The sequence below is a fragment of the Hymenobacter mucosus genome, from assembly GCF_900188255.1.
Lineage (GTDB): Bacteria > Bacteroidota > Bacteroidia > Cytophagales > Hymenobacteraceae > Hymenobacter > Hymenobacter mucosus.
Genome location: NZ_FZNS01000004.1, coordinates 95,134 through 115,567, shown reverse-complemented (window position 1 = coordinate 115,567; position 20,434 = coordinate 95,134). Strand labels below are relative to the sequence as shown.

19 protein-coding genes are annotated in these 20,434 nt (G+C 55.8%); 12 read left to right on the top strand and 7 right to left on the bottom strand.

The annotated features are described in order from the left end of the window. Positions 1 to 11: 11 nt before the first annotated feature. Entirely contained in the window at positions 12 to 926 is a 915-nt protein-coding gene (locus tag CHB83_RS10545; RefSeq protein ID WP_089332606.1) for a helix-turn-helix domain-containing protein, read from the top strand. A 65-nt stretch (positions 927 to 991) separates the two neighbouring features. Here CHB83_RS10545 and uxuA read toward each other — a convergent pair whose 3' ends face one another. Next, entirely contained in the window at positions 992 to 2,167 is a 1,176-nt protein-coding gene (gene uxuA, locus CHB83_RS10540; protein ID WP_045688700.1) for a mannonate dehydratase, read from the bottom strand. 79 nt (positions 2,168 to 2,246) lie between these two features. Next, a complete protein-coding gene (locus CHB83_RS10535; RefSeq protein ID WP_089332605.1) occupies positions 2,247 to 3,068 on the bottom strand; it encodes an SDR family oxidoreductase in 822 nt (273 codons plus the stop codon). Between the two features lie 368 nt (positions 3,069 to 3,436). On the opposite strand from CHB83_RS10535, the gene CHB83_RS10530 reads away from it, so the two are divergent. Next, complete coding sequence (locus CHB83_RS10530) at positions 3,437 to 4,465, top strand: LacI family DNA-binding transcriptional regulator (protein WP_045690068.1); 1,029 nt, start codon at positions 3,437 to 3,439, stop codon at positions 4,463 to 4,465. Here the strand turns inward: CHB83_RS10530 and CHB83_RS10525 are convergent. The 4 genes from CHB83_RS10525 to CHB83_RS10510 are packed head-to-tail and all read right to left on the bottom strand — an operon-like array spanning position 4,455 to position 9,083. Further along, positions 4,455 to 5,753, bottom strand: coding sequence for an ATP-binding response regulator (locus CHB83_RS10525; RefSeq protein ID WP_052695510.1), 1,299 nt, complete (start codon positions 5,751 to 5,753; stop codon positions 4,455 to 4,457). The genes CHB83_RS10530 and CHB83_RS10525 overlap by 11 nt on opposite strands. After that, a complete protein-coding gene (locus CHB83_RS10520) occupies positions 5,753 to 6,208 on the bottom strand; it encodes a response regulator (RefSeq protein ID WP_045690069.1) in 456 nt (151 codons plus the stop codon). Before CHB83_RS10520 ends, CHB83_RS10525 begins: the two co-directional genes overlap by 1 nt. A gap of 11 nt (positions 6,209 to 6,219) precedes the next feature. After that, positions 6,220 to 8,520 (bottom strand): ATP-binding protein, encoded by a 2,301-nt coding sequence (locus CHB83_RS10515; RefSeq protein WP_089332604.1) that lies wholly within the window; start codon positions 8,518 to 8,520, stop codon positions 6,220 to 6,222. Beyond that, the gene (locus tag CHB83_RS10510; RefSeq protein WP_089332603.1) at positions 8,517 to 9,083 is read right to left on the bottom strand and encodes a biliverdin-producing heme oxygenase; all 567 of its coding nucleotides are present in this window, start codon (positions 9,081 to 9,083) and stop codon (positions 8,517 to 8,519) included. The genes CHB83_RS10515 and CHB83_RS10510 overlap by 4 nt, the downstream gene beginning before the upstream one ends. A gap of 587 nt (positions 9,084 to 9,670) precedes the next feature. Between CHB83_RS10510 and CHB83_RS10505 the strand changes: the two genes are divergently transcribed. The 10 genes from CHB83_RS10505 to CHB83_RS10460 all read left to right on the top strand — a co-directional run bounded on the left by CHB83_RS10505 (position 9,671) and on the right by CHB83_RS10460 (position 20,059). After that, positions 9,671 to 10,555: a sugar phosphate isomerase/epimerase family protein gene (locus tag CHB83_RS10505; protein WP_089332602.1), complete on the top strand. Its 885-nt coding sequence runs from the start codon at positions 9,671 to 9,673 to the stop codon at positions 10,553 to 10,555. A 104-nt stretch (positions 10,556 to 10,659) separates the two neighbouring features. Next, a complete protein-coding gene (locus CHB83_RS10500; RefSeq protein WP_089332601.1) occupies positions 10,660 to 12,336 on the top strand; it encodes a GMC oxidoreductase in 1,677 nt (558 codons plus the stop codon). Positions 12,337 to 12,347: 11 nt separating this feature from the next. Continuing rightward, entirely contained in the window at positions 12,348 to 12,965 is a 618-nt protein-coding gene (locus CHB83_RS10495) for a gluconate 2-dehydrogenase subunit 3 family protein (RefSeq protein WP_089332600.1), read from the top strand. A gap of 197 nt (positions 12,966 to 13,162) precedes the next feature. Beyond that, positions 13,163 to 14,314, top strand: coding sequence for a Gfo/Idh/MocA family protein (locus tag CHB83_RS10490; protein ID WP_218823170.1), 1,152 nt, complete (start codon positions 13,163 to 13,165; stop codon positions 14,312 to 14,314). Positions 14,315 to 14,320: 6 nt separating this feature from the next. Beyond that, positions 14,321 to 15,373: a sugar phosphate isomerase/epimerase family protein gene (locus CHB83_RS10485; RefSeq protein ID WP_045690073.1), complete on the top strand. Its 1,053-nt coding sequence runs from the start codon at positions 14,321 to 14,323 to the stop codon at positions 15,371 to 15,373. 16 nt (positions 15,374 to 15,389) lie between these two features. Continuing rightward, on the top strand, positions 15,390 to 15,860 hold the full coding sequence (locus tag CHB83_RS10480) for a c-type cytochrome (protein ID WP_072144866.1): 471 nt from the start codon (positions 15,390 to 15,392) through the stop codon (positions 15,858 to 15,860). 134 nt (positions 15,861 to 15,994) lie between these two features. Beyond that, positions 15,995 to 17,251, top strand: coding sequence for a nucleoside permease (locus tag CHB83_RS10475; RefSeq protein ID WP_045690074.1), 1,257 nt, complete (start codon positions 15,995 to 15,997; stop codon positions 17,249 to 17,251). Between the two features lie 8 nt (positions 17,252 to 17,259). Next, positions 17,260 to 18,147 carry a hydroxypyruvate isomerase family protein gene (locus tag CHB83_RS10470; RefSeq protein ID WP_089332597.1) on the top strand — a complete coding sequence of 296 codons (888 nt, stop codon included), beginning with the start codon at positions 17,260 to 17,262 and terminating at the stop codon, positions 18,145 to 18,147. Between the two features lie 133 nt (positions 18,148 to 18,280). Next, on the top strand, positions 18,281 to 19,003 hold the full coding sequence (locus CHB83_RS10465; RefSeq protein WP_245855325.1) for a 3-keto-disaccharide hydrolase: 723 nt from the start codon (positions 18,281 to 18,283) through the stop codon (positions 19,001 to 19,003). Between the two features lie 207 nt (positions 19,004 to 19,210). Beyond that, positions 19,211 to 20,059, top strand: a complete 849-nt coding sequence (locus CHB83_RS10460; RefSeq protein ID WP_089332595.1) for an AraC family transcriptional regulator — start codon at positions 19,211 to 19,213, stop codon at positions 20,057 to 20,059. Between the two features lie 14 nt (positions 20,060 to 20,073). On the opposite strand, the gene CHB83_RS10455 is transcribed toward CHB83_RS10460, so the two are convergent. Then, the gene (locus CHB83_RS10455) at positions 20,074 to 20,334 is read right to left on the bottom strand and encodes a SemiSWEET family sugar transporter (RefSeq protein WP_045690077.1); all 261 of its coding nucleotides are present in this window, start codon (positions 20,332 to 20,334) and stop codon (positions 20,074 to 20,076) included. Positions 20,335 to 20,434: the final 100 nt, after the last annotated feature.

Sequence of the window (20,434 nt, the reverse complement as noted above, 5' to 3'; positions counted from 1 at the left end):
ACTAGCCTCATATGAAACAAGCTGCCCAGGATTTTCGCGTGCTATCTACCGTAACGGACTACACCCGCTTCTATGGGCTGCCGGCGCCGGCGCATCCGTTGCTCACGGTTATTGACCTGGAAGAGGCCCGCTGCCTACCACGCGTGACAACTCTCGTCGTACAGCATCTCTATACCATTGCCCTGAAACGAGGGCTGAAAGGGAAGCTGTACTATGGGCGCCAGTCGTATGATTTTAGCGAAGGGGTGCTGTTCTTCTTGGGGCCCGACCAAGTTTTTGCCGTGGACGACACACTGGATGCCTCCGAAATAACCGGCTGGATGATTGTGTTTCACCCCGACCTGCTGCTGAAGTACCCGCTAGCCAAGAAAATAGCCACCTATGGCTTCTTTTCCTACCAGGCCAACGAAGCCTTGCACTTGTCGGCCAAGGAAGAAAGCCTGCTGGCAAGTATGTTGCACGGCATTCGGGCTGAGTATGAGCAGCCCATTGATGCCTTCAGCCAAGATGTATTGGTGTCCCAACTGGATGTGCTGCTGAGCTACGCCAACCGCTTCTATCACCGGCAGTTCCTGACCCGCCGTACGGCCGAGCACGATTTGCTAGCCCGCTTTGAAGCGTTGCTTATTGCGTACTTTTCCCAAGACGCGGAACATCCGTTGCCCACCGTGCAGCACTTCGCCAATACGCTGCACGTGTCGCCCGCTTACCTGAGCGACATGCTGCGCAGCATTACGGGTCAGAATACTCAGCAGCACATTCATAATGCGCTAATCAACAAGGCCAAGCAGCTGCTACTCGGTACGTCGCTGACCATCAACGAGACAGCCTATCAACTCGGCTTCGAGTACCCGCAGTACTTCACCCGGTTGTTTAAAAGCAAAACCGGCCTGACGCCCGCTGCCTTTCGGTTCTCAGTACAATAGACCACAAAGCCCCGGCAGCTACCCTTTTCCTGGGTAGGAGCCGGGGCTTTATGGCTTATGAAGCGCTATTCCGAGGCTGGTAGACTGCGCGTTATACCAAGCTCTAAGCCGCGTAGCTCAGCCAAGCCCCGCAGGCGGCCAATAGCAGAGTAGCCAGGGTTGGTGCGCTTGTGCAGATCGTCGAGCATTTGGTGGCCGTGGTCGGGGCGCATGGGGAGGCGCACGTGGCGTTGCTGCATCACGTGCACCAATTCGCGCATCACGGCGTACATGTCCACGTCGCCCTCTAGGTGGTTGGCTTCGTAGAAGTTGCCGGCCTCATCACGCTGGGTGCTTCGCAGGTGGATAAAGTGAATGCGCTCAGCAAACTGTCGGACCATACCAGGCAGGTCGTTGTCGGCGCGCACGCCAAAAGAGCCAGTGCAAAAGCACAAGCCATTGCGTAGAGAGGGCACCGCCGCGGCTAGGGCCGCCACGTCGTCGGCCGTGCTTACTACCCGCGGCAAACCCAAGATGGGGTAGGGTGGGTCGTCGGGGTGAATGGCTAGGTTCACATCAACTTCCTCCGCTACGGGCACAATGGCTTGCAAAAAAAGAATCAGGTGCTGGCGCAACGTGGCGGCGTCAATGCCTTCATAGGCGTCCAGGGCCTGCTGAAACTGCTGCAACGTGAAGCTTTCCTCACTGCCGGGCAGGCCAGCAATAATGTTGCGTTGCAGCTGCATTTGCTCGGCGTCGCTCATGCTCACCAAGCGGGCCTCCGCCTCCGCCAGCTCCTGAGGGCTGTACTCCTGCGTAGCGCCCTGGCGCTTGAGCAGCAGGGCATCAAAAGCTACGAAGGCAGCTTTCTCGAACCGCAACGCTTTGGAGCCGTCTTCTACCTCGTACGCCAAATCGGTCCGCGTCCAGTCCAGCACCGGCATAAAGTTGTAGGTGACGATGTGGATGCCGCAGGCGGCTAAGTTGCGCAGACTTTGCTGGTAGTTAGCGATGTAGTGCGCAAAGTCGCCGGTGCGGGTCTTGATCTGTTCGTGCACGGGTACGCTCTCTACCACGCTCCAGGTCAGGCCCGCGGCTGCCACTTCCGCTTGGCGCTTTTGAATTTCTTCTACTGACCACACCTGCCCGTTTGGGATATGGTGCAGAGCCGTCACTACATCGGTAGCACCAGCCTGGCGAATATCGGAGAGACTAACGGGGTCGTTGGGGCCGTACCAGCGCCAGCTTTGAAGTAGGGGCATGTTGGATGGGAATGGGAAATCAGATAACTAAAGAGAGGAGGGCAGTAGCGCAACAGCTTTCATTGCGCCGTCGGCTAAGCTATACTCCGCTGTATGCATTGAAGCCACCATCAACCAGCACAGTTTCGCCGCTTACAAAGCGGGAAGCGTCGCTGAGGAGGTAGATGAGCGTGCCCGTCAGCTCCTCGGGCTCCCCAAAGCGCTGATAGGGGGTATGGGCAATAAACTTACGAGCCCGTTCGGTATGGCTACCGTCGGGGTGCACGAGGAGGGCGCGGTTTTGCTCCGTAAGGAACACTCCCGGAGCAATGGCATTCACCCGTAGGCCGCCGCCGTAGCGCAGCCCTAGCTCCACTGCCATCCATTGCGTATAGGCTTCCACGGCCTTCTTGGCCATGGTGTAGCCCAGTACCCGCGTGAGGGGGCGTTGGGCCGTTAGGCTGGAGATGTTTACAATGGAGCCTTTGCCTTGGGCTGCCATAACGCGCCCAAAAACTGTGGTGGGAACCACGGTGCCAAACAAGTTGAGGTCTACGGCCCGGCGCGTGTCCTCCAGGTTTACGTCAAATAGATCCTGATCTGGACCTACAGTAGCGCCGGGCATATTGCCACCGGCACCGTTTACGAGGCCGTCAACGGTACCCCAAGCAGCAAGAATTTTCTCGCAGGCAGCCTGCATTTGTACTTGGTCGAGCACGTCGGCTAGTACGGCTATGGCTTCTCCGCCCGCCGCCTGAATAGTGGCTACCCGTTCCGCCGCCCGGGTAGCATCGCGCCCCAGAATAGCTACTTTGGCCCCCGCCTCTGCTACGGCCAAGGACAGGGCCTCGCCCAGCACGCCAGTGGCCCCAGTAATAACAATGACTTTGCCGTGGAGAGAAAATTGATCAAGGGCAGGCATAAAAAGGGCAGGTAACGAAAGCTATGGGCGCAACTACTTGCAGCTTCCATAGGTGAGGGTAGGAAAGCCGAAGCGGTGGCCACACCACCACGGCACAAAGAAGGCCGGAAAGTACTGCCACTACTGCGGGATGCTGTGGTGCCGGCCCAGGTTTATTTCTGTAAACGATTCCGGAAAACCTTGCTGCATCACCCTCAAAGAGCTGCTCTAAAACGACTGAAGTAACTCGCGCTCAAGTGGAAATCTGCGGCGCGGGCGGCGGGCTAAGCACGGATTTTGCCGCTTTAGGCAGTAAGCCTCACCTTTGTGCTGCCGAGCACGTGCTGCGGCCCTCTTGTCCAGCGCTAAGCAATCCGTCGTTTAGGAGCATGAAACCGATCAGTTTAAAGCAGCTAGCCCAAGCCCTGAACCTGTCGTCGGCTACCGTATCACGGGCGCTCAATGATAGTCATGAGGTGTCGGCTGAAACGAAGGGGCGCGTGCTGGCGCTGGCTCGGGAGCTTAATTACGAGCCGCATCCCTTCGCCAGCAGCCTGCGGCGGCAGAAAAGCAAAACCATTGGGGTGATTCTGCCCGAAGTTGCAAATAACTTCTTCTCCCTGGCTATCGATGGGATTGAGGAAATTGCCCGCCTCAATAACTACCACGTCCTCGTGTACCTTACGCACGATGACCATAGCCGTGAGGTGGACATTGTGCAGCACTTGGCTGGCGGTAGGGCCGACGGTATTCTTCTATCAGTGGCAAGCGAAACCAATCAGTTCACCCACCTTGACTTGCTAGCTGAGCGGGGAATTCCTACTGTGTTTTTCGATCGGGTACGGGCGGGCTCGGCCGCCGCCACCGTCACCACCGATGACCATAGGGGTGGGTACAAAGCCACTCAGCATCTTCTACAGGCCGGTTGCCGTCATATTGCTTACTTGCTAGTGTCCAATAATTTATCAATCGGGCAGAAGCGCATGCAAGGCTATCAGCACGCAATGCAGGAAGCTGGTCTTGAATACAGCCCCCACCTAGTAGTACAGGGCCAGCGCGACAAAGCGGAAAACGTGGCTCTTATCCGCCAGCTGCTGGAGGAGCACCCAGAGGTTGACGGAATTTTTGCCTCCGTGGAAAGTTTGGCCCTGAGTGCCTATGAAGCTTGCCACGAGGTAGGACGCCGCATTCCCGAGGATGTCAAGGTGGTAGGGTTTTCGAACATGGCAGCGGCTGCTCTCTTGGAACCAGGTCTTACTACCATCACGCAACCGGCCTACGAAATGGGTCGGGAGGCCGCAAAAATTCTGTTCAAAGCCATTACCAAAAACAAGCCCGTGCTGCCTGCACAAAGCCTGGAACTAGAATCTGAACTGGTAGTGCGCCGTTCTACAGAAGCGGCGCGCCTTAAACCGTAGCAGGAGTAGGCTGGGAAGGCTGGATGTGGTAGGCCTTGGCCCCTAAGAATATGCGGAACGTAGTGCCTTCGCCTTCCCGGCTGTCTACCTCAATATGGCCGCCTTGCCCGCGCACCAAGCGGTTGACCAGAAACAAGCCTACCCCAGTACCGTCACCAGCTTCGGGGTGAAACCGGCGGAACAACTGAAATAGCTCCTGTCCGTGGCGTTCCATGTTCATGCCCAAACCGTTGTCTTGCACTTCAAGTACGGCCTGGTCGTTGAGCAGGCGGGTACGTACCTGCACCTGCACGGGGCGGTCTGGGTGGCGGTACTTGAGGGCGTTGGCTAGCAGGTTGAGCAAAATAGTGCGCAGGTTACTGGGCACGTATTCTACCTCTGGCAGGGCCGCGTAGTCGGTTTCCACGGTGGCTTCGGCAGCTACTACCTGGGGGTGTAGCGTTTGAAGCACGTGAGTCGTCAAATCATCCAAAAGGACTGGTTCGGTGGCTTGCTCGCCGGGGTTACGAGCTTCCTGCACCACCGCCGCTAGGTCCGTGATGGTAGTAGTAAGAGCCCGTAAAGAATCATCAAGCAAGCGCCAGATCTGTTCTTCCTCGGGGTCGAGCACTGTGGCTGAGCGGTGCAGCTCGTCGAACAGCCCCCGTAAGTTGTGCACCGGCTGGCGTAGGTCGTGGGAAGCCGCGTACACGAAATTATCCAAATCGGCATTGGTACGCGCCAGCTGTTGGTTAGTGCCAGCCAACAGCTCATTGCGGGCACCAATTTCCTGGTTGGCCTTCAACAACAGCTCATTCTGGTGCCGAATCTGCTGGCGGGCCTCCGTGAGTTCTTCCACGGAATCTCGTAGCTGCCGGTTTACATTTTTCAGTTCCTCGTGGTAGCGGGCTACGTACTGGCGCCACTCATTTTTCTCGATGGCGTGTACCACAGTTTTGTACAGCAACTCCGGGTCGAATTGCTGCTTTACGAGGTAGTCGAGGGCTCCGCTGTTGAGTGCCTTTACGGCCAATTGCTCGTTGCCGCCGCCCGTAATCATTACCACGCACAAGCTCTCCGGCGGAGCAAGAGCCGTCAGCTCCTCCAGCAGTGCCAAGCCGTCGGTATCCTGCAAGTTGTAGTCTAGCAGAATACAATCGGGTTGTAGGGCTTGAAACTGGGCTAAGCCTTCTTCCCCAGATGAAGCCTCGAAAATTTCTATGCGCTCAGAATGCCAGGACTTACCTAGGTACCGGCGGTATAGCATACGGTCTTGCTCGTTGTCATCAACGAGTAAAATCTTTTTCACTAGGCAATCTTCTTCTCAGATGGTAGTTCTGACGCTTCCAGCCAGTAGTGCATGGCCAGACGGATTTTTTCTTCGAGAGCAGCGTACTCAATGGGCTTCGTTAGGTAGCTATTCGCCCCTAACTGGTAGCAGTCCTCAATATCGCGCGCATTTGAAGAAGTACTAAAAATAATCACGGGAATAGTTTGCAGACGTGGGTCGCGCTTCAGTGCCTCTAACACCATACGGCCATCGGTGCCGGGTAGGTTAAGGTCAAGTAGCACAATTGCTGGCAGGGTTTGGGGCCAGCCGCTGGCAGTGCCGTAGCCTAGCAGGTATTCGAGGGCCTGGTCGCCGTCCTCGCAGCGTAATACGGGATTGCGTAGTGCGTGCTTGCGAAAGGCCCGCCCCAGCGCCGTGAAATCCTCGGCACTGTCTTCCACTACCAGGATGGGTTTTAACGATGAAGTAGACACGGGGTAGGTTCTTAGGGATGTTTGGGAACGGAAAAATAAAAGGTGGCTCCTGCCCCGCGGGTTGACTCTACCCACAGGGCACCACCATGCTTCTCGACCATTTTTTTGACAATGGCCAGCCCAGCCCCGGTGCCGCCCCCATACTTTTCTTGGGAGTGCAGCCGCTTGAAAATCTTGAAGATTGTCTCGTGGTGCTTGGGGTCGATACCGATTCCATTATCTCGTACGTAAAATACGTCAAAACTGTCGGGGTTGCCACCGTTTTTTAGCTTCACCTCACCGGGCGCAGCTACGCCAATTTCCACGCGCTTGTCGGCGTTGTCGTTGTAGCGCATGGCGTTGGTCAGTAAGTTGTTAAGGACCTCTTGCATACGTACTGGGTCGCAGTAAATAGTAGGCAAAGTGCCCGCCACGGAAATGGTAGTTTGGGTTTGCTCAATCCGGGGTAGCAGCAGGTCCAGTACTTCGCTTAGAAGCTGGTTCATATCGGTAGGCGCAAGCTCCAGATCGAGGCGGCCCACGCGGGAGAGCTGAAGCAGCGACTCGATTAACCCCTCCATGCGCTGGCTCAGGCGCACCAAGGTTTGGAGTTTGCTGACGCCATCCGAATCAAGCTGCTCGGCGTAGTCTTCCAGCAAAAACAAGGAGTAGTTGTGGATGCCCCGCAGTGGTTCTTTTAGATCGTGAGAAGCCACGTACGCAAAAGAATCCAATTCGTCGTTGCTGCGCTCTAGCTCGGCATTGAGGCGGCTAAGGCTGGCGGCTCGGGCTTGCAACTCGTTGAAAATCTTGAGGCGTACATCCGAAATGTGAAGGCGGATTTCCGTGGCGGCTTCTATTTCCAAAGGGCGCCACGGGGCGGAAGTACTTTCGACAAGCTGCTTCCAAGCCTCAAACGACTGGCGGGGCGACAGGAAGATCTGACCGTCGGCCTGGGTTTCTACTTTGTCATTTTTCCCCGCCCAAGTTACTGTCTGCACCAACTCGGGTCGGAACCAGATAATGTAGTTGCCGGGTGCCTCCGCCAAGGAAATGGCCATGATGCCACTGGCCGTGGGGCGTATGGATAGGCCTTCTGGATTCAGCTGGGCGTAGGAATTCGTATAGAAAATATCCTCCGGGGCGTGCTCCTGTAGCCATTCTAGTAACTTCTTGATTTGTGGCTCAGTAGGCGTGTGGCCAAGTGTGATGATATTGCCATCAAAGCAAATTGCTGCTCCGCCGCAGTCCAACACGTCAAGGAGGTTGGGCTTGTGGCGGTATAGGCCCTCCACAAAGTTGGGGTTGGTCGAAACGTGCTCAAACAGCCCACTCTGGTTCTGACGAATACGGAGCTGGTACTCCCGCTGATCGAGCTGTTCCTTGCTTTGAATGAGGGCCGAAAAGGTTTTTCCGATGAACTGGCACAGGTCGCGTAGCTCGTAGCTTACCAACTTGGGCGTGCGATGATGGCAGGTAATCATGCCCCAGAGCTGACCATTCCGGATCAGTGAGATGGTCATGGTAGCGGCCGAACCCAAGTTGTGCAGGTAAAGCAAGTGAATGGGCGACACGCTCCGCAGCACCGAGTAAGTCATATCGGGCGGGCGGTTGGTGCCGGGGTTATTCACAGGCACGAGGGGAGAGGGCGTGTAGCGGGCGTCGGGAATAAAGCGCAGCCAGTTTTTAAGGTACATGGCCCGGGCTTGCTTCGGAATGTCGGAGGCAGGGTAGTGCAACCCCAACCACGGATCTAAGTCCTCGTGCTTGGCCTCGGCAATAATCTCCCCGCTTTCGTCTTCCCCAAACCGGTAGATAGCCACCCGGTCGAAACCCGTAATGCCGCGCACCTGCTCTACCGCGTACTGGCAAAACTCCAGCACTTGCGTAGCCGCCAGCATGTGTCCCAAGGCTTCGTTGAGAGCAGGCAGGTCTAGCGTGGGGCCACCAGATTCGGCTACGGGCTCAAACTCTAACCATAGTAATCCATCGTAACGGTGCAGAATGATCTTGTAAAAAGGCTGCCCTTCCACCTGGTCAAGACGAGCGCCTACCAGTTTGGTAGCTTCCGTGAGCGTACCCTGCAACTGGGTAATTTCCGCCACCCGCTCCGGGCTCAGTAGTCGGTCGAGGGTAGTGCCCAGAAGGTCCGCCGCCGGAATGCCGATGAGTGCTTGCGTATTCTCGCTGGCTTGTACTACAGTAAGGGTAGCGGGGTTCAGGCACAGTAAAAAACCATAGGGCTGTACGGCTCCGGGAATATGGATAGGCTCCCGGTCGCAGTTCGTTAGGTTAATATTCTTGCCGAGCAGGCTGTCATCGGTATAGCTCATGCGTGATTAATCCAGGCGTGTAAGTGTTGAAATGTGCGGCTAGCTGATTCCACAATCTCGTCTTGATTTTCTTCGGTTGCTTCCTGAACCAACAATTGGCAAAAAGATTTCCATAGAGGACCAGTTTGGTCGCCGTAGCCGCTGAAATAAGCGCGCGTTGGTATGCCTGCTTTGGCTAGCTGCCGCGTGATTACCTGGCCGCCTAGCGTAGATCCTTCTAGCACATACATAGCTCCTAATAGTTGGGGCCATGTATTCAGGGGAGGCATGGAGGGGCACAAGGGTGGGGTAGGCACCTCAACTGGTAAATCTTGTAGGATAAGATGGGCCCGGTAGCGCAGGTCTATGTTCCAGGCGGGGCCAAAAGAATGCTGCCGTAGCCGCTGCTCGTAGGGCTCCACAAACCCATACATCTTAGTTAGGAAATGTTCAGTGGCTTCGCGTGAGGGGCGCCCGGCCGTTAGCTCTTGGTTGAAGCTGTTCTCTTCCAGCGCTTCGTGATAGGGACGAGTTTCTGTGCGCAATCGGGTTAGAATACCGGATGTAGCTGGGGGTGTAGTCATGCAACTAGGAGGGACGGGAGCGGGCAAACAAGGGTGCGTACTGCACCGCAAATACCGCGCAAATCTACTTGTAGATATTCATACATACAGCCTCAACAGTATGTACCTACATAGATATTCCTCCTAGATGTTTGCTGTATGGTTGAGCTTTCTACCTGGCTTCCTCGTTCATCCTATAAACGAGCTACTGGTATTGCTGGATAGTTAGCAGTGCAAGCAAAACAAGGATAAGAGTGATTGGACACTTCTTAGAAAGAAATGCAGTGAAGCGGCCTGATTTTCTAACGTGTTTTTTATCCGATCAACTTCAGCCACTAGTACAGTCTCAACAGCCAAGAAAGCTTAGCAAATAGAGATATTACGTGTGTACTAAGTGTATAATAAAGATGATTTTCGTTAATTGTCAGGTAAACAAGAGCTTGTTGAACTTGCATTCTCGAAAAGAGAACAGATAAATTGGGCCGGGCTACTGTTCTGGTTTTGCCATCCTGCTACTTTATGGCTGTTCGTGCAGCCACCTACTAATAGCGTCCGCTTCTTCTTTTCCACCCTCAGGTGAACTCTACCTGAGAATTTCCACCCCACTGATGACTTCCAGACGTTCGTTTCTGAAGTCGGCCTCTGTTTTCTCGGCCGGCGCATTTCTATCGCCCTCATTACTTGCGGCGCCGAAGACAAATATTGGGTTGCAGCTGTACACCGTGCGTGACGCCATGCAAAAGGATCCGGCCGGTACTTTAGCCAAAGTGGCGAAACTAGGGTACACCACCGTAGAAGGTGCTACTTATACTGGCAGCCAAAAGTTTTACGGCATGGACCCTGCGGCTTTTGCCCGGCTGCTCCGGCGAACTGGCCTGATGATGCCTAGCAGCCACTACCGGCTGGGAGAAGAGCAAGACAAGGGGAGCCCCGTTCAGGGAACTATGCTCCACGGCTGGGATAAGGCCGTAGACGATGCCGCCCAGGCCGGCGTGAAGTATATGGTATGCGCTTACCTCTCGGAAGCGGAGCGCGGTGGCCTCGACCATTATAAGTATATAGCTGATCAGCTAAATAAAGCCGGAGAGCGAAGCAAGAAAGCTGGCATTCAACTCTGCTACCACAACCATGACTTTGAGTTTGCTGCTCAGAACGGGCAGCTGCCCTACGACCTCCTGCTGAGTTCTACCGACCAAGCTCTGGTGAAGATGGAACTCGATCTTTACTGGGCAACGAAAGCTGGTCATGACCCCGTCACGTTGTTTCAGAAGCACCCAGGGCGCTTCCCGCTATGGCACGTGAAGGATATGGACAACACTCCAAAGCACAATTTCACGGAGGTGGGTAGCGGCGTCATTGACTTCAAGCGCATCTTTGCCCAGTCTAGCAAAGCTGGCCTGAAGTACTTCTTTGTGGAGCAGGACCAAACTCCTGGCTCTCCTTTCGACAGTATTCAGAAGAGCATCACCCACATTAAGCGGACGTTGGTATAACCCGCTTTTGGTTTCTGGTTTTTGGCCGCTTAAGAGAGGTCTTGTGTTGAAAACTGCAAACCAAAAACTAAGAACTAGAACTGACAACCATCCCACCGAATTTCATGGAAAAGAACACGTATGACGCCATTGTCATTGGCTCCGGCATTTCGGGCGGCATGGCGGCGAAAGAGCTAACCGAGAAAGGCCTGAAAACCATTATGCTGGAGCGCGGCCGCAATATAGAGCACATCAAAGGCTACGTGAATGCCAACAAGAACCCGTGGGAATTTCCGCATCGGGGCGGCAAAACGCAGCAGATGATCAAAGACTACCCGGTACTCGGCCGCGACTATACCCTAAATGAAAGCAATTTAGAGTACTGGGTTAACGAAAAGGAAAGCCCTTACAAAGAGGATAAGCCCTTCGACTGGTTCCGGGGCTACCACGTGGGCGGCCGCTCCCTGATGTGGGGCCGACAGTCGTATCGACTCAGCGACTACGACTTCACGGCCAACGCCAAGGATGGTATTGCCGTGGACTGGCCGATTCGCTACGAGGACTTAGCTCCGTGGTATAGCCGCGTAGAGAAGTTTGTCGGCATCAGCGGCTCGCGCGAAAATCTGCCCCAACTTCCCGACGGCGACTTTATGCCCCCCATGGAAATGAACGTGGTGGAAAAGGACGTGGCTGCGCGCATCAAGAAAAACTACGAGCACCGCCGCATGATTATCGGGCGGACGGCCAACATCACCCAGCCCCACAACAACCGCGTGAATTGCCAGTATCGCAATAAGTGCTGGCTGGGGTGCCCATTTGGGGCCTATTATAGCACGCAGTCGGCAGCCCTGCCGGCGGCAGTAGCAACCGGCAACCTCACGCTACGGCCGTTTTCTATCGTCACCAAAATCATTTACGACAAGGACACCAAGCGTGCTAAGGGCGTGGAAGTGCTAGACGCGGAAACCAACCAAACCTACGAGTACTTCGCCAAAGTCATTTTCCTGAATGCCTCGGCCCTTAACTCGGCGTGGGTGCTGATGAACTCGGCTACCGATGTGTGGCCCGACGGCCTAGGCAGCAGCAGCGGCGAACTGGGCCACAACCTGATGGACCACCACTTCCGGGCCGGTGCGCACGGCGAAATGCCTGGTTACGAAGACAAATACGTGTATGGCCGCCGTGCCAACGGCATCTATGTTCCGCGCTACCGCAACCTGTTCGGCGACAAGCGCGACTACATCCGGGGCTTCGGCTACCAGGGCAGTGCCGGCCGCGAAGGCTGGAGCCGCGACATTGCCGAGATGAGCATCGGTGGCGATTTCAAAGACGCTCTAACCGAGCCTGGCCAATGGACCATGGGTATCACTGGCTTCGGCGAAACCCTACCTTACCACGACAACCGTACTTACCTCTCAAAAACCGAAAAGGATAAGTGGGGCTTGCCTGTTCTGGTAATGGATGCTACCATCCGCGACAACGAGCAGAAAATGCGCATCGATATGATGCAAGACGCGCAGGAGATGCTGGAAAAGGCCGGCCTGAAAAATGTAAAGACCTACAACAACGGCTACGCGCTAGGCGGCGGTATTCACGAAATGGGCACTGCTCGCATGGGTCGCGACCCCAAAACCTCGGTGCTCAACAAGTACAACCAGGTGTGGGATGCGCCCAACGTATACGTCACCGACGGCGCCGCTATGACTTCGGCCGCCTGCCAGAACCCTTCGCTCACCTACATGGCCCTTACGGCCCGCGCCGTGGATCATGCTGTGAGCGAGCTAAAAAAACAGAACGTCTAATTCCACCGACCATGAACAGAAGAGACGCAATGGCCCGGGTGGCCCTCATCATGGGCGGTGCCCTCATTGGCGGCGACTATCTGCTGAGTGGCTGCACCGCCGACACCGATAACAAGAAAGAAACAACCAAGACAAAGTCGGCCGACAAGGCCCCGCCTAAGCTGGCCGAGGTGCTCGACGCCAAGCAAATCAGCTTCCTCAATGAAGTAGGCGAAACGATTCTGCCCGCCACCAAAACGCCTGGTGCCAAGGCCGCCAACGTGGGTAGCTTTATGGCCGTGATGGTGCGCGACTGTTACCTGCCCAAGGATCAGAAGATCTTCGTGGACGGCCTGACCAAGCTCGATGAGGCAGCCAAAAAGCAGGGCGGCAAAGACTTCCTGTCCCTTGATGCCGCCCAGCGGACTAAGTTGCTCACCGCTCTCGACGCCGAACAAAAGCAATACAGCAAAACCAAAACGCTGGAGCAGCCTAACCACTACTTCCGCATGTTCAAGGAGTTGACCCTGCTTGGCTTCTTTACCTCCGAGCCAGGCGCCACCCAAGCCCTGCGCTACACCCCCGTGCCCGGCAAATACGACGGCAACGTACCGTATAAAAAAGGCGACCGGGCCTGGGCTACCACTTGAGGTAATCAGACTAGTATGGGGCCTCACTTCCAAAGGAGGGGAGCCCCGAGCGTATCGTATACAGTTCACACAAGCCTGTATACCATCAACGACAAGTACCGCGTCTACTCAACTAGATAGTCGTTCGACTTCCTCTTCCTAGAGGAAGCTAGGGGGTAGTCCCCTGTCTGGAACGACCAACCCACAACACGTACCGCATGAAATTACGATTGGGCATGATTGGCGGTGGGCACGGCTCCTTCATCGGGGCCGTGCACCGCATGGCCGCTTCCCTCGATGGCCTGTATGAGCTGGTAGCCGGCGCGTTCAGCAGCAACCCTGATACCTCCCGATCCACCGGCCAGCACCTCGGCCTAGCTCCCGACCGGGTGTATGCTTCCTATCAAGAATTGGTGGAGCAGGAAGCCCAGCGGCCGGCTAATGAGCGGGTACAGGTTATCAGCATTGTGACGCCTAATCACTTGCACTTCGCACCCGCCAAATTAGCGTTGGAACACGGCTTTGCTGTTGTACTGGACAAGCCGATAACCTTCTCATTGGCCGAAGCCCAGGAACTGGCCGCCGTGTTGAAAGCCAGCGGCCAAAAGCTGTGTCTCACCCACACTTATACCGGCTACCCCATGCTAAAGGAGGCCCGCCACTTGTTGGCAACCGGAGCATTGGGTAGAGTGCGGAAAGTCTACGTGGAATACCCACAAGGCTGGTTGAGCACGCCCGAGGAAAGCGGCGAAAACAAACAGGCCGCCTGGCGCACCGACCCCGCTCGGAGCGGTATAGCCGGCGCTATGGGCGACATTGGTACGCATGCCTTCAACCTACTCGAATACGTAAGCGGCTTGCGCGTCACAGAGTTGTGCGCCGACATCAACACCGTAGTGCCCAACCGCCGCCTCGACGACGACGGGGCTGTACTACTCAAGCTCAGCGACGAAGCCAGCGGGGTACTAGTATCTACCCAAGTAGCAGCCGGCGAAGAAAACAACCTGCGTCTACGTATCTATGGCGAGAAAGGAGGCCTCGACTGGCAGCAGGCCGACGCCAACACGCTGCTGGTGAAGTGGCTAGACCGGCCTACCGAAGTACGCCGCACGGGCGCATCTTACCTTAGTGCCACTGCGCTACACAATAGCCGCATTCCGCCGGGCCACCCCGAGGGCTACTTGGAGGCCTTCGCCAACCTCTACCGCAACTTCGCACTGACGTTGTTGGCAGAGCAGGGCGGCTCACCAGCCCCGCCCGAAGCCCAGGATTACCCTGGCATTGAGGAAGGACTGCGGGGCATGGCCTTTATTGAAACCGTTATTGCCTCGGGCCAGTCTGAGAAAAAGTGGACTAAATTCACCCTGTAACGGCGTATGAAAACCATTAAAGGACCGGGTATTTTTCTGGCGCAGTTCATCGGCGACCAAGCCCCCTTCAACACGTTAGAAGACATCTGTGGCTGGGCCAACAACCTAGGCTACAAAGGTGTGCAGCTGCCTACCACCGACAGCCGCTTCATCGACCTCAAACTAGCTGCTGAAAGCCAGACCTATGCCGACGAGCTGAAAGGCAAAGTGCAGGCGGCCGGCCTGGAAATCACCGAGCTTTCCACCCATTTGCAGGGCCAATTGGTGGCCGTGAATCCGGTGTACGACCAACTGTTTGATGGATTTGCGCCGGAAGCCGTGCGCGGCAACGCCCCGGCCCGCCAGCAGTGGGCCGTGCAGCAGCTTATTTACGCCGCCAAAGCGTCGCGGAGGCTGGGCCTCACGGCCCATGCCACGTTCAGCGGGGCGTTGCTGTGGCCGATGGTGTATCCGTGGCCCCAACGCCCAGCCGGGTTGGTTGATGATGCTTTTGCAGAGCTAGGCCGGCGCTGGCGGCCTATTCTGGATGAGTTTGATGCGTGCGGGGTGGACGTGTGCTACGAAATTCACGCTGGCGAAGACCTGCACGACGGCATCAGCTACGAGCGGTTCCTGACCGAAGTAAACGACCACCCGCGCGCCTGCCTGCTCTACGACCCCTCGCACTTTGTGCTGCAATGCCTGGACTACCTGGCGTACATCGACATCTACCACGAGCGGATTCGTGCGTTTCACGTCAAGGATGCCGAGTTTAACCCTACTGGGCGGCAGGGCGTGTACGGCGGCTACCAGGACTGGGTAAACCGCGCCGGCCGCTTCCGCTCCCTCGGGGACGGACAAGTTGATTTCAAGGCCATTTTTAGTAAGATGGCACAGTACGGCTACCCCGGCTGGGCCGTGCTAGAGTGGGAATGCGCCCTCAAACACCCCGAAGACGGCGCCCGTGAAGGCGCGCCATTTATTCAGAACCACATCATCAACGTCACCGACAAGGCCTTCGACGATTTTGCCGCTTCTGGCATCGACAAGTCTCTCAATCAGAAGATCCTCGGTCTCTAATTACAATCCCTCCTTTATGAAAAAGGCGTTCCTACTTCTGCTGTGCGGGCCTATGCTTTTCTCCTGCGGCTCTGACTCCGATAGTAAAAAGACTAAAGAAGAATACAGTCTGGCCGAAGAAACCGTGCCGCCCCAAGACAGCGTCACGAATTCCAATATCAGTGCCGTGGCCCGCCAGCCGCAAGTGGATACCAATGCCACCAAAATCGGTACTACACCCGTGGGTACTCCGTCGGAAGCCGGCGCTAAGCTGATTGCCGCTTCAGACTGCGCCAGTTGCCACCGTGAAAACGAGAAGCTGATTGGCCCGGCCTACCAGGATGTTGCTAAGAAGTACCCCAATACAGCGGCCAACGTGAACATGCTGGCCAAGAAAATTATCACCGGCGGCAAAGGCAACTGGGGTGAAATTCCAATGACGCCCCACCCCGCCCTCTCCGAAAAGGACACCCAGGAGATGGTTCGCTACATCCTCGCACTGAAGTAAGGCTTTAATTGGCTGTCTTACCCCTTCCATTCTGCGCATTAAGCGGCGTAGGAAGCCGGGGAAGGACCCACTTCAGAACGACTACTTAGCTGTCTGCTTAATAACTCTCTATACTTCCCAACCCCACCTGCCGTATGACTGCTTCTATTCGTATCAAGCTGTCCATCATGATGTTCCTGGAGTTTTTCATCTGGGGCGCGTGGTTCGTGACGCTGGGCACGTACCTACTGCGCAACCTGGGTGCCTCGGGCACCCAAGTCGGCGTAGCCTTCCTGACGCAGTCCATTGGGGCCATTGTAGCGCCGTTCATTATCGGGCTGATTGCCGACCGGTTTTTCTCGGCTCAGAAGATTCTGGGGGTGCTCCATCTGGCGGGGGCGCTGCTACTCTGGCGTGCTTCCGCAGCTCCTGACTTCGGCAGCTTCTACCCCAATATCCTCACCTACATGGTGCTGTATATGCCCACACTGGCGCTGGTAAACTCCATTAGCTTTCGGCAGATGCAGAATCCACAGAAGGAATTTGCGCCTATTCGGGTGTTGGGTACGCTGGGCTGGATTGTGGCGGGCCTCACTATTGGCTGGCTGAATTGGGAGCAAACCAACAGCCTACAAGCTACCTTTCTGATGGCGGCCGGGGCTTCGGCACTACTGGGGGTGTTCAGCTTCACGCTGCCCGCCACGCCGCCCGTCAAGCAAGGCGCCCAAACCTCAATTGGTGACTTGCTAGGCCTTGATGCCATTGGCTTGCTGCGTAACCGCTCCTACCTGATTTTCTTCCTGGCTTCTATTGCCATCTGTATTCCGCTAGCCTTCTACTACGGTTTTACCAACCCCTTCCTCAACGAAGTAGGCATGAAGTCGGCGGCCGGTGTACAGAGTCTGGGGCAGGTATCGGAACTGCTGTTTATGCTGGCTATTCCGTTGTTCTTCAGCCGGCTAGGCGTGAAAAAGATGCTGGCTATTGGCATGGCAGCCTGGGTATTGCGCTACGTATTCTTCGCCTACGGCAACGGAGAAAGTAACTACTGGATGCTGATTGCGGGCATTGTACTGCACGGTGTCTGCTACGACTTCTTCTTCGTGACGGGCCAGATTTACACCGACAACTTAGCTGGGGAACGGTTCAAAAGCTCGGCCCAGGGGTTCATCACGCTGGCTACCTACGGGGTGGGCATGCTGATTGGCACCCTGCTGTCAGGCCGCATCTTCGACGCCTACCAGACCACGCCGACTACTCATGATTGGCGCATGATCTGGCTGATTCCGGCTGGTATTGCGGTGGCGGTGTTGCTGGCCTTTCTGGCATTTTTCCGCGAGCAGAAAGAGCCGCAAACTACGCCTGCCGCAGCCATTCAGGATCCGGCAACTCCTTTATCACAAGCTGTTTAACTTTCTGCATGACAAATTGGAATCGTCGGTCGGCCTTAAAGGGGATGGTTACCGGGGCCGTGGCAGCTACTACGCTGGGCGTATCGGCAGCCTGCGCTTCGGATGAAACCCAAGCAACTCACGCTATGCCGTTGAAAAACAACATCAAACAGTCGGTGTGCCGCTGGTGCTTCGGAAAAATGTCGGTGGAAGAACTGTGCATTGCCGCCAAAGGCATGGGCATTAAGGGCATTGATTTAGTAGGACCCGCCGACTGGCCCACGCTCAAAAAGCACGGCCTAGACTCGCCCATGTGCAACGGCGCGGAAATCAACCTGACCGACGGCTTCAACGACCCCACGTTTCATGCACAACTGCAAAAGCAGTACGCCGAGATGATTCCGAAAGTGGCCCAGGCGGGCTACACCAATCTAATTTGCTTTAGCGGCAGCCGCCGGGGCATGTCGGATGAAACCGGGTGGAAAAACTGCGTAGCGGGCTTGAAACCCCTAATGTCACTAGCTGAAAAACACAAAGTAGTGCTGGTGATGGAGCTGCTTAATAGCAAAATCGACCATAAGGACTACCAATGCGACCGGACGTGGTGGGGCGTGGAACTGGCGAAAAAGCTCGGCTCTGAGAACTTCAAGCTGCTTTACGACATCTACCACATGCAAGTCAACGAGGGTGATGTGATTCACACCCTCACCGAGTACCACCCCTACATTGCGCACTATCACACCGCTGGGGTACCCGGCCGTCACGAGTTGGATGACACCCAGGAGCTGAATTACCCAGCCATCATGCAAGCCATCCGGAAAACCGGCTTTAAAGGCTTTGTGGCTCAGGAATTCATTCCGCGTCAAGCCGACGGCCTCGCCTCATTGCGCCAAGCTGTGCAGCTCTGCGACGTGTAATCGGGTAGGGGCCTATCCTACCTCATTGCCCGTACTAGTCGTTCATTTGTTCATTTTCAGCACCTCCTGTCTTCTTCTTATGCTAACCCGTTGCGTAGTTCTGTCGTTGCTTGTAGCTAGTTCTATACCTTATATGGCCACTGCGCAAGAATCGGATAAGCCCGAAGCCACCGAAGTGTGGGAACCCGTGCCGCGGGAAGTAATGGGCACCGCGCTAACTACGCCACCTCCTTCCGATGCCATCGTACTGTTCAATGGCAAAGACTTGGCGCAGTGGGTGTCGGCCGATGATCGAACTGCTCCGGCCAAGTGGAAGGTAGCGAGCGGCGTTCTGACGGTAGATAAGACTTCCGGCAACATCGAAACCAAGCGCAGCTTCACCAATTACCAGCTCCATCTGGAGTGGCGAGTACCGGCTACCATTGCCGAAACGGGGCAAGCCCGCGGCAACAGCGGCATCTTCCTGGCCTCCCTTGGCAAGGGCGATGCAGGCTATGAGTTGCAGATATTGGATGCTTACCGCAACAAAACCTACGTGAATGGCATGGCTGGCAGCATTTACAAGCAGACGGCTCCGTTGGTAAACCCCGCTCGCAAGCCAGGGGAGTGGCAGTCGTATGACGTTCTATGGACGGCTCCCACCTTCCAGGCTGATGGTACTGTGCGTACTCCGGCCCGCGTTACGGTGATGTTCAACGGCGTAGTGGTGCAAGACAACACGGTGCTAACTGGTGCTACACGCTACATTGGAAAGCCTACTTATCAAAAACACGGCCCGGCCCCCATCAAGCTACAAGCCCACGGTGACAAAAGTGAGCCCCTTAGCTTCCGCAACATCTGGGTGCGGGAGTTATAAGTAGGTTGCTGTCAATAATGCTCTTGGGCACTACTTGTCGCGCAAGACGTTGCTGGCTGCTGTATGCTTGGTGAGGTGGTAGGTAGAGCAAGTAAAAAGCTGGGGCCGCTGATGGGAAGCGGCACGCTTGTAGTGACCACTAGTACTATGTTGACGTTGCAATGACGCTGCCGGCATCTTTCTACCTAGCGCAACGTTAATCAGCGCATGAAGCTGGAATTTGAACCCATTCAGCCCACGCCAGGCAGCTCCTTCACGTTGCTGCATTACACCCACGCCGAGGACCGGGATATCTTGTGGCATTACCACCCGGAGTATGAGCTGGTGTACATTCCCAAAGGAAGCGGCCGGCGGCACATTGGTCAGCATTTTTCGCGGTACGAGCGAGGTGAGCTAATCTTTATGGGGCCGAACCTGCCCCACCTCAGTTTTAGCTACGAGCAGCAAGGGGCTTTCGAGCAAATTGTGCTGCAACTCCGCGAAGACTTTATGGGCGACCAATTTTTGCAGCGGCCCGAGCTAGCGGCTGTGCAGCAGCTTTTTCTTCGCTCGCGCCAAGGCCTGTCGTTCGGGCCGGATACCCGTGCACGGGTAGGGGATACCCTGCGTCAGATGCTAGACCAACCCGCTCCTGAACGCTTGCTCACGCTGCTTCAGCTGTTCTACCACCTGGCCGCCGCCACCGACGTAACCGAACTGCACGCGGACATGGGCATTTCCAATCAGCAAGCGCGGGAGCAGCAGCGCCTCAAGCAGGTGTATCACTACTTAGAGCAGCACTACGCCGAGCCCATTACCGTGCAGGAACTAGCCGACCAAACCTTCTTGACAGTACCCGCTTTCTGCCGCTACTTCAAAAGAATGACGGGCCAGACGCTGACTAATTTCTTGCAAGAATATCGGGTTAGCCAAGCCTGCCTGCTGCTCCTGCAGGGGCTACCGGTATTGGAAGTCAGCTATGCGGTGGGCTTCAACAACTTGTCGCACTTCAACCGCACCTTTCGCAAGCTAACGGGCCAAAGCCCTTCGGCTTACCGCAAGCAGCCGGCCGTGTAATCGGCAGAGTAGGCTTATTCGGGCTTGGTCATGAGCTTGAGGTAGAGGATAATGCCGGCCAGCAGGGCTGTAACACCGTTGGCGATTAGCACAGGCACGTTGTCAATAGCCACGGCATAGCCCACCCACAGCAGCGTACCTAGGAACAGCATGGAATATGTGGGCAACGATAAGCTGCTGGTAGAGCGGGTTGTGATGGTTTTGTAGGCTTGCGGAACGTAGGCGGCAGTAGTAAGGAAAGCGGCAAGTAGGCCTAGAATGGCAACGAAATTCATCGGCAAAAAAGAGGAGTAACTCCACAGACCCAAAGTGGGCAAGCGGAAAAAGGGGGATATGAAAAAGCCTGGTTTAATAAGACCAGGCTTTTGTGTACTG

Excerpts from the sequence above, each read along its gene's own strand:
- CHB83_RS10505 (WP_089332602.1), top strand. The coding sequence starts at position 9,671 with ATGACTTCCAGACGTTCGTTTCTGAAGTCGGCCTCTGTTTTCTCGGCC.
- CHB83_RS10495 (WP_089332600.1), top strand. The coding sequence starts at position 12,348 with ATGAACAGAAGAGACGCAATGGCCCGGGTGGCCCTCATCATGGGCGGT.
- CHB83_RS10545 (WP_089332606.1), top strand. The coding sequence starts at position 12 with ATGAAACAAGCTGCCCAGGATTTTCGCGTGCTATCTACCGTAACGGAC.
- CHB83_RS10460 (WP_089332595.1), top strand. The coding sequence starts at position 19,211 with ATGAAGCTGGAATTTGAACCCATTCAGCCCACGCCAGGCAGCTCCTTC.
- CHB83_RS10465 (WP_245855325.1), top strand. The coding sequence starts at position 18,281 with ATGGCCACTGCGCAAGAATCGGATAAGCCCGAAGCCACCGAAGTGTGG.
- uxuA (WP_045688700.1), bottom strand. The coding sequence starts at position 2,167 with ATGCCCCTACTTCAAAGCTGGCGCTGGTACGGCCCCAACGACCCCGTT.
- CHB83_RS10515 (WP_089332604.1), bottom strand. The coding sequence starts at position 8,520 with ATGAGCTATACCGATGACAGCCTGCTCGGCAAGAATATTAACCTAACG.
- CHB83_RS10475 (WP_045690074.1), top strand. The coding sequence starts at position 15,995 with ATGACTGCTTCTATTCGTATCAAGCTGTCCATCATGATGTTCCTGGAG.
- CHB83_RS10510 (WP_089332603.1), bottom strand. The coding sequence starts at position 9,083 with ATGACTACACCCCCAGCTACATCCGGTATTCTAACCCGATTGCGCACA.
- CHB83_RS10530 (WP_045690068.1), top strand. The coding sequence starts at position 3,437 with ATGAAACCGATCAGTTTAAAGCAGCTAGCCCAAGCCCTGAACCTGTCG.
- CHB83_RS10480 (WP_072144866.1), top strand. The coding sequence starts at position 15,390 with ATGAAAAAGGCGTTCCTACTTCTGCTGTGCGGGCCTATGCTTTTCTCC.
- CHB83_RS10455 (WP_045690077.1), bottom strand. The coding sequence starts at position 20,334 with ATGAATTTCGTTGCCATTCTAGGCCTACTTGCCGCTTTCCTTACTACT.
- CHB83_RS10535 (WP_089332605.1), bottom strand. The coding sequence starts at position 3,068 with ATGCCTGCCCTTGATCAATTTTCTCTCCACGGCAAAGTCATTGTTATT.
- CHB83_RS10490 (WP_218823170.1), top strand. The coding sequence starts at position 13,163 with ATGAAATTACGATTGGGCATGATTGGCGGTGGGCACGGCTCCTTCATC.
- CHB83_RS10500 (WP_089332601.1), top strand. The coding sequence starts at position 10,660 with ATGGAAAAGAACACGTATGACGCCATTGTCATTGGCTCCGGCATTTCG.
- CHB83_RS10485 (WP_045690073.1), top strand. The coding sequence starts at position 14,321 with ATGAAAACCATTAAAGGACCGGGTATTTTTCTGGCGCAGTTCATCGGC.
- CHB83_RS10470 (WP_089332597.1), top strand. The coding sequence starts at position 17,260 with ATGACAAATTGGAATCGTCGGTCGGCCTTAAAGGGGATGGTTACCGGG.